Annotated in this window: 14 protein-coding genes; 8 read left to right on the top strand and 6 right to left on the bottom strand. The window is 52.5% G+C overall.

The features are described from left to right. The first annotated feature begins 137 nt into the window (after positions 1–137). The gene (gene rpsA / locus AC3CB2_RS09435; protein ID WP_008548461.1) at positions 138–1,832 is read left to right on the top strand and encodes a 30S ribosomal protein S1; all 1,695 of its coding nucleotides are present in this window, start codon (positions 138–140) and stop codon (positions 1,830–1,832) included. 136 nt (positions 1,833–1,968) lie between these two features. Here the strand turns inward: rpsA and AC3CB2_RS09440 are convergent, their stop codons facing one another. Next, entirely contained in the window at positions 1,969–2,334 is a 366-nt protein-coding gene (locus AC3CB2_RS09440; protein WP_352932642.1) for a hypothetical protein, read from the bottom strand. A gap of 94 nt (positions 2,335–2,428) precedes the next feature. Beyond that, on the bottom strand, positions 2,429–3,631 hold the full coding sequence (locus AC3CB2_RS09445) for a GNAT family N-acetyltransferase (protein WP_352932640.1): 1,203 nt from the start codon (positions 3,629–3,631) through the stop codon (positions 2,429–2,431). Between the two features lie 343 nt (positions 3,632–3,974). On the opposite strand from AC3CB2_RS09445, the gene AC3CB2_RS09450 reads away from it, so the two are divergent. The 6 genes from AC3CB2_RS09450 to lhpI all read left to right on the top strand — a co-directional run bounded on the left by AC3CB2_RS09450 (position 3,975) and on the right by lhpI (position 8,755). After that, complete coding sequence (locus tag AC3CB2_RS09450; protein ID WP_352932638.1) at positions 3,975–4,679, top strand: SDR family oxidoreductase; 705 nt, start codon at positions 3,975–3,977, stop codon at positions 4,677–4,679. Between the two features lie 869 nt (positions 4,680–5,548). Next, a complete protein-coding gene (locus AC3CB2_RS09455) occupies positions 5,549–5,860 on the top strand; it encodes a chorismate mutase (RefSeq protein WP_008548209.1) in 312 nt (103 codons plus the stop codon). Positions 5,861–6,082: 222 nt separating this feature from the next. Continuing rightward, positions 6,083–7,090 carry a signal peptide peptidase SppA gene (sppA, locus tag AC3CB2_RS09460; protein ID WP_037036398.1) on the top strand — a complete coding sequence of 336 codons (1,008 nt, stop codon included), beginning with the start codon at positions 6,083–6,085 and terminating at the stop codon, positions 7,088–7,090. Next, the gene (locus tag AC3CB2_RS09465) at positions 7,083–7,382 is read left to right on the top strand and encodes an integration host factor subunit beta (protein ID WP_008548293.1); all 300 of its coding nucleotides are present in this window, start codon (positions 7,083–7,085) and stop codon (positions 7,380–7,382) included. The genes sppA and AC3CB2_RS09465 overlap by 8 nt, the downstream gene beginning before the upstream one ends. A gap of 15 nt (positions 7,383–7,397) precedes the next feature. Beyond that, the gene (locus AC3CB2_RS09470) at positions 7,398–7,748 is read left to right on the top strand and encodes a lipopolysaccharide assembly protein LapA domain-containing protein (protein ID WP_208608922.1); all 351 of its coding nucleotides are present in this window, start codon (positions 7,398–7,400) and stop codon (positions 7,746–7,748) included. 44 nt (positions 7,749–7,792) lie between these two features. Continuing rightward, positions 7,793–8,755 (top strand): bifunctional Delta(1)-pyrroline-2-carboxylate/Delta(1)-piperideine-2-carboxylate reductase, encoded by a 963-nt coding sequence (gene lhpI / locus AC3CB2_RS09475; protein ID WP_352932635.1) that lies wholly within the window; start codon positions 7,793–7,795, stop codon positions 8,753–8,755. A 21-nt stretch (positions 8,756–8,776) separates the two neighbouring features. On the opposite strand, the gene AC3CB2_RS09480 is transcribed toward lhpI, so the two are convergent. Both AC3CB2_RS09480 and AC3CB2_RS09485 read right to left on the bottom strand, forming a co-directional pair. Continuing rightward, a complete protein-coding gene (locus AC3CB2_RS09480) occupies positions 8,777–9,415 on the bottom strand; it encodes a trimeric intracellular cation channel family protein (RefSeq protein WP_008548234.1) in 639 nt (212 codons plus the stop codon). A 153-nt stretch (positions 9,416–9,568) separates the two neighbouring features. Continuing rightward, positions 9,569–10,156 (bottom strand): TetR/AcrR family transcriptional regulator, encoded by a 588-nt coding sequence (locus tag AC3CB2_RS09485; protein ID WP_352932633.1) that lies wholly within the window; start codon positions 10,154–10,156, stop codon positions 9,569–9,571. Between the two features lie 158 nt (positions 10,157–10,314). On the opposite strand from AC3CB2_RS09485, the gene AC3CB2_RS09490 reads away from it, so the two are divergent. Continuing rightward, complete coding sequence (locus AC3CB2_RS09490) at positions 10,315–11,259, top strand: alpha/beta hydrolase (protein WP_352932631.1); 945 nt, start codon at positions 10,315–10,317, stop codon at positions 11,257–11,259. Positions 11,260–11,353: 94 nt separating this feature from the next. Here AC3CB2_RS09490 and grpE read toward each other — a convergent pair whose 3' ends face one another. Then, entirely contained in the window at positions 11,354–11,998 is a 645-nt protein-coding gene (grpE, locus tag AC3CB2_RS09495; protein ID WP_037036490.1) for a nucleotide exchange factor GrpE, read from the bottom strand. Positions 11,999–12,196: 198 nt separating this feature from the next. Further along, on the bottom strand, positions 12,197–12,517 hold the full coding sequence (gene trxA, locus AC3CB2_RS09500; RefSeq protein ID WP_008548703.1) for a thioredoxin: 321 nt from the start codon (positions 12,515–12,517) through the stop codon (positions 12,197–12,199). Positions 12,518–12,549: the final 32 nt, after the last annotated feature.

The raw sequence follows: 12,549 nt of genomic DNA on the forward strand, positions 1-12,549 counted from the left end.
AAGTGCGACCGCTTTCGCCGGCCCACTTACTTGTAAGTGGTTGTTTTTCAACGCGAGTTGAGAACCGGAAGCTCTTGTCCTTTAGTGTTAACACAAACCCGCCGGCGAGCGCCATTCTTATGGCACCAGGAGATTTCATGGAAAATCAGAACTTTGCTGCTGAAGACTTTGCAGCTCTGTTGGAAGAATCTTTTGCGACTTCCGACCTTTACGAAGGCACCGTTGTAAAAGGCACCGTTGTTGCTATCGAAAAAGACCTCGCAGTAATCGACGTAGGTCTGAAGGTTGAAGGTCGCGTTCCTCTGAAGGAATTCGGCGCTAAAGGCCGTGACGGCGAAATGTCCGTTGGTGACGAAGTAGAAGTTTACCTTGAGCGCGTTGAAAACGCGATGGGTGAAGCTGTTCTGTCCCGCGACAAAGCACGCCGCGAAGAAAGCTGGGTTCGCCTGGAAGTTGCTTTCGAAGCTGGCGAAAAAGTTACTGGTCAGATCTTCAACCAGGTCAAAGGTGGTTTCACCGTCGATCTGGATGGCGCAGTAGCATTCCTGCCACGCTCTCAGGTAGACATCCGTCCAGTACGCGACGTTACTCCTCTGATGCACACTCCACAGCCTTTCCAGATCCTGAAAATGGACAAGCGCCGTGGCAACATCGTTGTATCTCGCCGTACCGTTCTGGAAGAAACACGCGCAGAACAGCGTTCTGAACTCGTTCAGAGCCTGGAAGAAGGTCAGACCGTTGAGGGTGTTGTTAAGAACATCACTGACTACGGTGCATTCGTTGACCTGGGCGGCATCGACGGCCTCCTGCACGTTACCGACATCGCATGGCGTCGTATCAACCACCCAAGCGAAGTACTGACCATCGGTCAGACCGTGAAGGTGCAGATCGTTCGTGTGAACCAGGAAACACACCGCATCAGCCTCGGCATGAAGCAGCTGGAAACCGATCCATGGGATGGCATCGAAGCCAAGTACCCACTGGACGCGAAGTTCTCCGGTCGTGTTACCAACATCACCGACTACGGTGCATTCGTAGAACTGGAGCCAGGTATCGAAGGCCTGATCCACGTCTCCGAAATGTCCTGGACCAAGAAGAACGTACACCCAGGCAAGATCGTTTCTACTTCTCAGGAAGTTGAAGTGGTTATCCTGGAAGTTGACGCTTCTAAGCGCCGTATCTCCCTGGGCCTCAAGCAGACTCTGCAGAACCCATGGGAAGCATTCGCTCAGCAGTACCCAATTAACGCAACCGTTGAAGGTGAAGTTAAGAACAAGACCGAATTCGGTCTGTTCATCGGTCTCGAAGGCGATGTTGACGGCATGGTTCACCTGTCCGATCTGGACTGGAACCGTCCGGGCGAGCAGGTCATCGAAGAGTACAAGAAGGGCGACGTTGTTAAAGCAGTCGTTCTTGACGTTGACGTTGAGAAAGAGCGCATCTCTCTCGGCATCAAACAGCTCGACGCTGATCCGTTCGAATCCGCTGGCGACGTTCGCAAGGGCGCAATCGTTAAGTGTGAAGTGACTGAAATCAAAGACGGTGGTCTCGACGTTAAACTCGTAGACGGCGACCTCTCTGCATTCATCCGTCGCGCTGACCTGTCCCGTGAACGCGGTGAGCAGGATCCAACACGCTTTAACGTTGGCGACGTAATCGAAGCTCGCGTTACTCAGTTCGACAAGAAGACCCGCCGCGTTGGTGTATCCATCAAGGCACTGGAAATTGCTGAAGAAAAAGAAGCAGTTGCACAGTACGGTTCTTCCGACGCTTCCTCTTCTCTCGGCGACATCCTCGCTGCAGCTATGAAGAAGCAGTCCGACGACGAATAAGATCTAGCAATAGATTTTGCGAAGAAGCCCGCTCATTTGAGCGGGCTTTTTTGTTGCGCTGATGAATGCGTTCGTTTGCGTTACTTCGTGTTTTTTTGCGCGCTTATGTCAGAGAAGCACCCTAAACCTGCTCAGATTACGGGAGCGGTGCATATTTCGGCTTCGCTGCCTGTTTGGCGCGAATGGCGTCCACCTTGGTCCAGATTTCTTCCAGCTCCACTTCACCGCAATCGTGCATTTCGATGTGATGGGCGAGGCAGAGGGCGGCGAGTGTTACCATGACACCACCGGCTTCCTGTTTGAGCTCTCCAGCTTCCCGATTGAAGACAAAGTCGACGAGCTGATGTGCTTCGCTGGCGGTGCAGCCTGCGGACTGGACCAGTTCGAGAGCCTCTTCCAGAAAGCGATGGTTGCGTTCTGTCTTATCGGTGGCGATTTCTTTGCCGAAGCACTCCAATAGCCATGGGGCTACGCGTTCCTGAAAGCTCTCTGTCTTGCTCACGTTCAAACCTCCAGCCTGCGAGGATAGTCCTGCTTTGCATTATCACAGGTCTTGAGAAATTGAGAGTGGTAGCCAGTAAGGAAGCCCGGCTGCGTTAGCCGATGATTTTCTTGACGGTGCTCATCAGGAGGGCTCTTGGGCCTTTTGGCAGGGCGAGGACGATGCGTTTTGCCAGAGGACGCAGGTTCTTGAGCCAGAGGCTGGCGTAGAGCTGGCCTTTCAAGGAGAGCGGGCTGACGGCGTCGAAGACGCTGGCGACTTCTGAGGTCCATGTCATCTTGTAGCGGGAGGCTGGCTTGAGGAAGTCGATCTTATCAATCCCAAGCGTAAAGCAGGCTTCGATGACATCCATCTGGTGGAGTTTACCGGGGCTGGATTGTTCGTAGTCCGGGTTCCAGTCTGCCATATAGGCGGAGTAACAGCCTTCGAAGAGGAAGCCCCATTCGGTTGAGATCGGGAGATCACCGTGTTTCAGCTCGAATGCGATAAGTTCGCAGCCTTTTGCAGGGCCTTTGCCCAAAGCCAGCAGGAGTTGCTGCAGGCCATCACCTTCCAGAGCGCGAGAGGCGTATCCCATGGCTTCCACCCAGTTCTCACGCCCTTTCAGAGTGCGCAGAACCATAGTTTCCAGCTCAGGATCTCCTTGGCGGATCACGCGGTGCGTCAGGCCTGCTGATTTGTGCAGGCGATTACGCTGGTTGCGGATGGTTTTGCGGGACCGGGCAGAGATGGACGTGAGATAGTCCTCGAAGCTGTCCCACTGGTTCAGCTCCAGCCATGGTGCGCCATCTGTTTCTCCAACTTCCGTAAACTGAGCGTAGGCAAAATCATAGAGAGCGCCGCCTTCTCTGATCTGGCGCAGGTGGATGATATCCGCTCCGGCCTTTTGCAGATGTGGCTTCAGGAGGTTGAGCACTTCGGCTGGTTTGTAGCCGGGTTCCAGCAGCATCTCGGAGTACTGCTGGAAAGGTTCGCCCAGGCCTGTCAACGCTTTCAGGGATTTTTGCTTTTCAATGCGCAGCGGCAAAACCGCGATCAGGTTGTGCTGATCGTAAACCGCAAAGATCTTGGCGGATTGGACCACTGAAGGGTTTTCAAGCATCGCCATGGTCCAGGCATAGCTTTGGAAGACCGGATTACCCTTGGCGGATTGCTCCAGCTTGCGCCAGTGCTGCTGGATGTCAGCGACTTCTACAGGAGACTGCAGCACGCGCACCGATGGGTTTTGGAGTGCTTTTGTTGCTGAGCTTTGCTTTACAGCAGCAAGCTCTTTCGATGTGACAACATCTGCCTGCAACAAACTTCTCCCTTACCGATGCATAAAACGACTTTAACTCAAGCAGTTTGCGTAGCTTCATCCGAAAACCGGTGTCGTGTTTTCGGCGATAAGCTTTAAATCACTGAATCTCACGGCATGTGCCTGTACTCGCGATTTTTATACATAGTTATTTTCAACCAGTTAAAAGTAGAAGTATTTTATTGAAATCAGAGCAATTGAGTTCCTCACGTTTCCGTTAGGAACGCAAATGACAGAATTACTATGCCCTTCGCCCGGTTTCTCTCAGGGTGATGACAAATCGTCACTTGATTTCTTGCCCCACAGAAAATGGAATGGTCCTGAATTAATTCAGGAGGGTTTCATGAGTGATTTGAAAGTCGCGCTTGTTGTTGCTGGTGGCAGTGGCATGGGTGCTGCAGCAGCACGCAAGCTGGCAGAGGACGGATACAAGGTTGCTATCCTCTCCTCCTCAGGCAAAGGCGAGAAGCTGGCTGAAGAGTTGGGCGGTGTTGGCGTGACCGGCTCCAACCTTGAAACAGCCGACCTGCAGCGCCTTGTTGATGCCGCCATGGAAAAATGGGGCCGCATCGATACTGTTGTGAGCAGTGCTGGTCATGGCCCTAAAGGACCGATCCTTGAGCTGACAGATGAAGACTGGGCCAGAGGCATGGACTTCTATCTGATGAACGTTGTCCGCATCACCCGCCTTGTAACGCCAATCATGGAAGCGCAGGGCAAAGGCAGCTTTGTCAACATTTCCACCTATGCGCTGTTTGAGCCTGAAGAACTGTTCCCAACCTCTGGCGTGTTCAGAGCGGGCCTCGCCGCTTTCACCAAGCTGTTTGCGGACAAGTACGCGGCTTCAAACATCCGCATGAACAATGTGCTCCCGGGCTTCATTGATAGTTTGCCGGAGAAAGAAGAGCGCCGGAATCGCATTCCAATGGGCCGCTATGGCACCTCTCAGGAAGTGGCTGATCTGATTTCTTTCCTTGCCGGAAACACCTCCAGCTACATGACAGGACAAAATATCCGCATTGATGGCGGAATTACGCGTTCAATCTAGGTTGGATAATTTTGTCAGGGCTGGCTTCGCATTTTGCGGAGACAGACTTTTCGATGATTAAGCAGGAAGGTCTTAAATCAGCGAGACCTAAAAGGGGCGGAGACGTCCCTTTTTTAATGCAGCAACGCATTCCCCTAAGGTAAGAATAAAGCAAATTCTGTGATCTACAGCATTTACATGGCTTCAATTTTAATTAATGTAAATATGAATTCACTTTAATCAAAATAAATATAATAGATAAGCAATAGTAAATTGATGGGTATTTTTAGTATCAACTTTTAATTTGCTATATACCACCTAAGATCGAGTCATATTTCGAAATTTTCTATTTCTGATTTCTATTTATCTTCAAGTAACGTCTGTATATTACTTTACACAGCGAGCAAGAGAGTATCCCATTCTCTCAAACTCTATTGTGCTGTTTGTCTTGGAACACGAGCGAGACCAATAACAATAATAAGGTCCGTTCTGGTTCAGGACTTCGGAATGCCCTCGCGGTCCGCCCGAAACCGCAGGGCTAACTGGAAACCCGTTTTACGCCGTCCTTGCAGCAATCGGCTTTGGGTTTCCAACAGCGCGCGATGAACTATGCCCCTAGTTCTCGCGTCAAGAATTAAGATCACTGAACCTGTCGGTTTTCAGAGCAACCGATGAAACAGTGGCCCAAAAAAGACGAAAAGTCCAACTGGCCCCATGGCCGATAAGATCCCGTTCCGTTCTCAGCTCCCCCCCACCTCCTGATGAACGGAACGGATTTTTTATGCGATAATCATATGCCGGTTGCGACCCGGCAATTATTTCGGGTATGACATTTCAAAAGGTGGCATTTCCCAGCCGCTTCATTCAATTCGATAGGCAGCAAAAAACTAATGAAAACCTCTGCTCGTGAATGTCAGAACATGGCTCAGATCCGCGCTGAAATTGATCGCCTGGATTCCGAACTTATCACCCTGTTTGCAGAGCGCTGGACGTACATTACCCGCGCTGCGGAAATCAAAAAACCGATTGGCCTTGCTGCCCGCATTGAAAGCCGCGTTGAAGAGGTGGCCAGCAATGTGAAGGCGCATGCCCGCGAAGCCGGACTGAACGAAAAAACCTACGAGACGATGTGGCGGCACCTGATGGAAAGTGCGATTGCGCACGAAGAAGACCTGATGGAAGCAGAGGAAAACGTAAAATAACATAGTATCGCCATTTTCTCTGGCATCTTAGTCGATTAGCATTGCAACCAGAAATTTCGGAGATTTGACAGGCTGTGTCCCCCAAATTAACCGTTTGGCAGTGACAAAGCCTAATTTATGGTCGTGTTTTTACCGCCTGCAGAGAAAGAACACTTGGCTTATTCAAAAGCTTAGGTATTGTTTCCCTATAGTCGCTTAATTGAGTTTGACCGGGAAGACCCCATGAGTCTAGATAGTGACGTTCTTATTGATCGTAGGCGCCTGAGACGTAAAGTTTCATTCTGGCGTGTCGTTAGTTTTTTAGCACTGGCAGCATTGCTGTTGTGGGGTGGCGCTGAGGCAACCGGCCTTGGAGAGCTTGCCCGATCCGAAAAACATATTGCTCGCATCGAAATCAGCGGACCGATCACCTATGATCGCCGCCAGCTGGAAATGCTTGAAGCAATTGCCAAGGATGACACCGTACAGGGCGTCATCGTTTCCATTAATTCCCCAGGTGGCACTACATCCGGCGGTGAAGCGCTGTACAATGCGCTGCGCAAGATTGCCGAGAAGAAGCCTGTGACAGCGTCCATTACGACGCTTGGCGCTTCCGCTGCTTATCTTTCTGCTATCGCCAGTGACCACCTTGTTGCTCAATACACCTCTTTGACCGGCTCAATTGGTGTTCTCTTCCAATACGGTAACGCGAAGGGCCTGCTTGATAAGATTGGTGTTGAGATGGATGCGATCAAAAGCGCGCCATTGAAAGCTGAACCAAACTTTTATGAGCCAGCTACACCTGAAGTGAAGGAAGCCTTGCAAGACATCATCGACGATACCTATATGTGGTTCGTTGGGCTGGTTGCAGAACGCAGAGGCCTTTCCCAGGAGCGTGCACTTCAGCTTGCCAATGGTCAGGTTTACACCGGGCATCAGGCAAAAGGGCTGGAGCTGATCGATGAGATTGGTGGCGAACAGGCTGCGCATCAGTGGCTTATTGAGAAAAAAGGGCTTTCCAGTGATTTGAAAATTATCGACTGGAAACCAGAATCAGACGAACGGACACTCCCGTTCCCTGCAAATTTATTAGGCTTTTTGGGTAGTGAGAACCAGAATTTGATACACTCACTTCTCAAAACAGCAAAAAGTGTCGTAGATTCAAGCCTACCGCTTGACGGTCTCGTGTCTGTTTGGCAGGCTCCGGATGCGGCAACAGTCTCAGCACTTGGGGGGGCAAAGCATGATTAAATCGGAATTAGTTCAGACTATCGCGGAGCGTAATCCGCATCTCTATCAGCGTGATGTAGAGAATATCGTAAACGCCATTCTTGATGAAGTTACCGAAGCGCTGATGCGCGGTGACCGCGTTGAGCTGCGTGGCTTTGGTGCGTTCTCCGTGAAGAACCGCCCTGCGCGCGTGGGACGCAATCCAAGAACTGGCCAGAAAGTTGAAGTTGGCGAAAAGTTCGTTCCGTTCTTCAAAACCGGCAAAGAAATGCGCGAACGGCTGAACGACGGCACGGATCACGGCGAAGACTGATCCTGGAGTAATAAATTGGCTCGTTTCCTTCGGAACCTGCTGCTTATCCCTATAGCAGCTCTACTTGTTGTACTCGCGGTTGCGAACCGGCATTCCACGCTGATTTCGCTTAACCCCTTTAATCCAGAGGATCCGATGTTGACCTTCAACATCCCGGTTTTCTGGTTACTGTTTGGCGCTGTTGGACTGGGCGTGGTGCTCGGCGGTGTGGCGACCTGGATGCGACAAGGCCGTTTCCGCAAGGAAGCTCGCGTACAGCGGCGGGAAGCGAACCAGCTTAAACATGAAGCGGATTCACTGCGTAAGGTGGCACAGGGTGACATTGCACCTGGCCTGCCATCACCAGACCATAAAAAGGCAGCCTAACCGCTTTATAACTCTGCCCTGAACGCTGAAAACGGGGATTACGAATGCGGATCATCACTGCTCAGGAAATTGAGGAGGTGATGAACTTTCGTGATCTTCTTGAAACGCTGAGACGTGCTTTTCGTGTTGGTGCGGTGGCCCCTTCCCCGCTCACACAAAGAATTGCACGTCCTACCGGCCTCGACGACGGCTCTCTCACCATTTCCTCCGCATGGCATGACTTTGCTGCTCAGGACACCATTGAGCGCGGGTTTATTGGCACGCGGATCGAAAGCTCGCTTCCCACCTCTCAGGAACATCAATCCCCCAGTGTTGCTGGTGTTTACCTCTTGCAGTCCGGCAAAACCGGGACACCGCTTGCGTTGCTTGATGGCAAAGCGCTGGTGAACTGGCGTACGGCGGCCACATCGGCGCTGGCTTCCTCCTACCTCTCTCGTGAAGATTCCTCCCGTCTGCTGATGGTGGGGGCTGGCAGTCTTGCGCCGTATCTGATTGAAGCGCACGCCTCTGTGCGGCCTATCAAAGAGGTTCTGGTGTGGAACCGGAGCCCTTCCGGCGCTCAGCAATTGGTAGAGGCCATGCAGGGCCAAGCCTTTACGATTTCAGCCACAACGGATCTGGGAGGGGCTGTGCGTGGGGCGGATATCGTTTGTTGCGCCACGAGTACGCATACGCCGCTCATCAAAGGCGAATGGCTTCAGGAAGGCACGCATCTGGATCTGGTGGGTTCAACTCATGCGGATCAACGTGAGTGCGATAATGGGGTGATCTCGCAGGCGCGGCTGTTCCTCGACAGCTATGACACGACGCCGACGACTGCCGGAGAGCTGAAGGAGCCGCTGGCGGATGGGGTGTTGAGCCTGCAGGACATTGCCTCTGATCTGGCGGAGCTGTGTCAGGGAGACCGGGCGGGCCGCCGCTTTTACGAGCAGATCACGCTGTTCAAATCAACGGGCACCGCACTTGCTGATCTGGCCGCTGCGGGGCACGTTTATCTGCGCGTTTAACTCGGCTTTTCCGGCTGAGGCCTAGTCGAGGTCCTCAAGATCTTTCTTTCTTGGCGGTGCGTAGCTCGGCAGGTGCCAGTCTCTCGCGATAGCACCACCACGCAGTATCATCGCAACAGCAAAGCCAAGAGCAGCTGCAAGATTGCTGCCTCCTGTTACCATAAGCACAGCGGTGTACGTGGTCGCACCTGCAAGGGCGGCTGCGAGATAGATCTCTCTTTGCAGCAGAGCTGAGGGCTGGCCGGCGATGATATCTCGCAAAATTCCGCCGAATGTCGCGCTCGCTACTCCCATGAGAACAGCGATAGCAGCCGTATCACCCAGTGAGATTGCCTTCGCAGCACCCATCACAGAGTAGGCGGCAACACCAACCGCATCCAGCCAACGCAACGGGCGGCCCCATGCTTCAACTCTATGAGCAAAGAACCACATGCCGATGGAGACGATCAGGCAGACATAGAGGTAGCTCTCGTCTTCGATCCAGAAAACTGGCACATCCAGAAGCGTATCGCGCAGGGTTCCACCACCGATGCCCGTTAGGGAGCAGAAGAACAGAAACGCGATAAAATCCTGACGCAGACGTGCAGCGACCAGTCCGCCCGTCACGGCAAACACGGCCACGCCCAAAAAGTCCAGATACTGCCAGATCTCAGAATGCATCTACGTCTTGTCCGCAAATTCGTTGGTTTCAAGATTGGTGGTTTTAGTCAGCCATCTTAAAAAAGCAACCGGAGAACTACACTACTTCATTTGTTGGATTTAAATAGCCCGAGATCCTGTGAAGGTTTTGGGGACAGCGCCGAGAACTTCAGATCAGCCCTGCGTTTCTTGCAGAGCTTCCGGCAACATCAGGCCTTCCAGCGTCTCTTTGATCAGCTTCTCCATGGCTTGCTTGTCGTCCTCCTCTTCAGGGGAGAGGTGCATCACGCGCATCATGGCATCGAGGCCGAACAGGAAGGCGATGACGAGGATTGAGCGGAGTTTCGCGTCGTCCCCCTTGATGCTGTCGCTGAGTTCATCGACCACCTTATCGCCCAGAGCTTCGCGTATCATGGGGGCCACGGTCTCGTTGCCCATGGACCGCAGGATCGCCTGTGTCGGGTCCAGCGTCATCGGACCATCGAGGTTCTTGGTGGTCATGTAGTGCGCGATGCGGGTGGGGATGCTTTCCATATCTCCGATCATCAGCGGCGCCATGGTCATGCCTGGCAGGACGGCCTCGCGGAACAGGTTTTCCTTGGAGCCAAAGTAGCGCGTCACCAAAGCGATGTTGGCTTCAGCAAGGTCCGCGATCTCTCTTGTTCCCGCACCATCATAGCCCTTTTGCGAGAACTTGGCACCCGCCGCTTGCAGGATGCGGTCTTTGGTTTGTGCAGCATCTCTTTGTTTATTCTGTGACATTCAGGTCGCTCCGGCCATTGTAAGCCACCGCTTACATTTGTTCTTGACTCCAAAGTAATCCATCGCTTACTTTTCTGTCAACAATGTAAGCACTCGCTTACTAAACCTAAATACGTCCCGACAAGTCGTTATGAACCACGAAAGAATGGAGAGACCAGATGATCACGATTGACCAGAGCGCGTTCAAGCCCGGCAAGAACTCAATCAGCTTCACAACAAAGGGCTACCGGATTGCTGCAGATCTTTACTTGCCTGAGGGCTTTGAGACTGCCCCTTGCCCTGCCATCATCTTTGCCCGTCCGGCAACGCAGGTGAAGGAACAGGCCAGCGTTGTCTACGGTGAGAAGATGTCCGCCCGTGGCTATGCTCTGCTGGCCGTGGATCACATTGGCTTTGGTGAGAGTGAAGGTGAAATCCGCAATTACGAGAACACCGAGAACATCATCACCGTGCTGACAGATGGCATCACCGCATTACGTCATCTGGACTGTGTTGATGAAAACCGGATTTACGGCATGGGGCTTTGCATGGGCGGTGCCTACATCACCCGCCTTGCATTCCTTGATAAGCGTCTGAAAGCCATCGCCACCATGTCCGCATACTTTGACTGTGCAACAGCCTTCGCGCAGATGATGGATGAGGAAACGCGCGGTCAAGCAATCCTTGGCGCAAATCTGGCAATGGAGAAATACTTGCAGACCGGTGAAGTGGATCGGTATCCCGTCCTCGGCGCTATGAAACCGGGCGAAGTTCCAGAAGGTACACCGCGCTATTACGCTGATGCCGTTGATTATTACATGACATCCCGCGGCGCGCTGGAACATGCACCGAACTACTCCAACATGCTGCCTGCCTTCCAGCTGCCAATTGATCCGGCCCTGAACCACTCTCCTTATGGAGACCAGCTGACCCTACCAAAGCTGTTCATTCGCGGATCAGACGCAGCCATCACCGGCCCGCTGACTGATCTGTTCTACCCTAATGCAGCTGAGCCTAAGGAGCTGATGGTGGTGGAAGGCGCCGAACACTTCGACCTATACGACATCGACCAATACGTCGATCAGGTCATCGACCGCGTTGACACCTTCTTCAAGGCCAACTGATCCGCCACCCGCACAACAAAAAACGGAGGCCGAACATCGACCTCCGTTTTGGAATTCTTTTGAAAAGCCCTCATTTGTGTGAGGGCTTTCTTTTTTAGGCTTCTTTGTCGATTGTGGAGCCTGGCTCTGCTGCTTTGTCGGCAACAGGAGCTACTTTTGGGCCGCCTTTGGAAACACCGACCATTGCCGGGCGCAGGACGCGCTCGCCGATGACGTAGCCAGCCTGAACAACCTGAACAACGGTGTTGTTTGGAACTTCGGTGTTCGGCACTTCAAACATCGCCTGATGGAAGTGTGGGTTGAACTTTTCACCTTCTGGAGACAGCCGCTTCACGCCGTGCTTTTCCAGGTGGTTGAGCATTTCGCGCTCTACCAACTCAACGCCTTCAACCAGCGCCTTCAGGTTATCGTCGTTCTCACGCGCATCATCAGGCAGTGCTTCGATTGCACGGCCAAGGTTGTCGTTGACGACGAGCATGTCGCGGGCAAAGCTTGCCACTGCGTATGCTTTTGCGTCTTTGACTTCTTTTTCAGTCCGGCGGCGCAGGTTTTCCATTTCTGCCATGGTGCGCAGAGCGCGGTCTTTCAGGGCAGCATTTTCAGCCTGCAGTGCTTCGATTGGATCTACTTCCACAGCAGCTTCTGCCTGCTCAGCGCCATTGGCACTCGCAGCTTCCTCAACCACAGCTTCCGGATTCATCTGCTCTTCTGCCTGCGGAGTTTTGTCTTGATCGCTCATCGTCATCCCGTCTTTCAAACTTGCTCTTATTCACCGAAGAGCAAAGCAGGGCTGCCAACAGGCGCCCGTGCCAAAACTTTATTCGGTCCTTATTTAGTCACTGTTTGCCAAAAACAAAAGACCTCCGGCCACTTCCGTGACCGGAGATCCTCAGAATGCCCGATTTTACTCAGCATTTCGTTGCAGATACCCTCAAAATTATGAGTACTGCTTGATCCAATCAGCAATTTTGCCCTTTGGCTGTGCACCAACGAGGGTCGCTGCAGGCTGACCATCCTTGAAAAGGATCATGGTTGGGATTGAACGAACGCCGTAGTTCATTGCGCTCTGCTGGTTGCTGTCGATGTCCAGCTTAGCAATCTTAACCTGACCAGCCATTTCCTCGGAGATTTCTTCCAGAGAAGGCGCAATCATCTTACAAGGACCGCACCAGGTCGCCCAGAAGTCTACGAGAACAGGGGTAGAGCTCTGGAGTACTTCAGCTTCGAAGTTACCGTCTTCAACATTCACAGTGGCCATTTTTGCCTCTTTTCATAATCCAGTTTGAGTCG

Source organism: Pseudovibrio sp. SCP20 (genome assembly GCF_057774105.1).

Coding starts and splice junctions, on each gene's coding strand:
- rpsA (WP_008548461.1), top strand. CDS start 138: ATGGAAAATCAGAACTTTGCTGCTGAAGACTTTGCAGCTCTGTTGGAA.
- AC3CB2_RS09450 (WP_352932638.1), top strand. CDS start 3,975: ATGAGTGATTTGAAAGTCGCGCTTGTTGTTGCTGGTGGCAGTGGCATG.
- AC3CB2_RS09455 (WP_008548209.1), top strand. CDS start 5,549: ATGAAAACCTCTGCTCGTGAATGTCAGAACATGGCTCAGATCCGCGCT.
- sppA (WP_037036398.1), top strand. CDS start 6,083: ATGAGTCTAGATAGTGACGTTCTTATTGATCGTAGGCGCCTGAGACGT.
- AC3CB2_RS09465 (WP_008548293.1), top strand. CDS start 7,083: ATGATTAAATCGGAATTAGTTCAGACTATCGCGGAGCGTAATCCGCAT.
- lhpI (WP_352932635.1), top strand. CDS start 7,793: ATGCGGATCATCACTGCTCAGGAAATTGAGGAGGTGATGAACTTTCGT.
- AC3CB2_RS09480 (WP_008548234.1), bottom strand. CDS start 9,415: ATGCATTCTGAGATCTGGCAGTATCTGGACTTTTTGGGCGTGGCCGTG.
- AC3CB2_RS09485 (WP_352932633.1), bottom strand. CDS start 10,156: ATGTCACAGAATAAACAAAGAGATGCTGCACAAACCAAAGACCGCATC.
- AC3CB2_RS09490 (WP_352932631.1), top strand. CDS start 10,315: ATGATCACGATTGACCAGAGCGCGTTCAAGCCCGGCAAGAACTCAATC.
- grpE (WP_037036490.1), bottom strand. CDS start 11,998: ATGAGCGATCAAGACAAAACTCCGCAGGCAGAAGAGCAGATGAATCCG.
- trxA (WP_008548703.1), bottom strand. CDS start 12,517: ATGGCCACTGTGAATGTTGAAGACGGTAACTTCGAAGCTGAAGTACTC.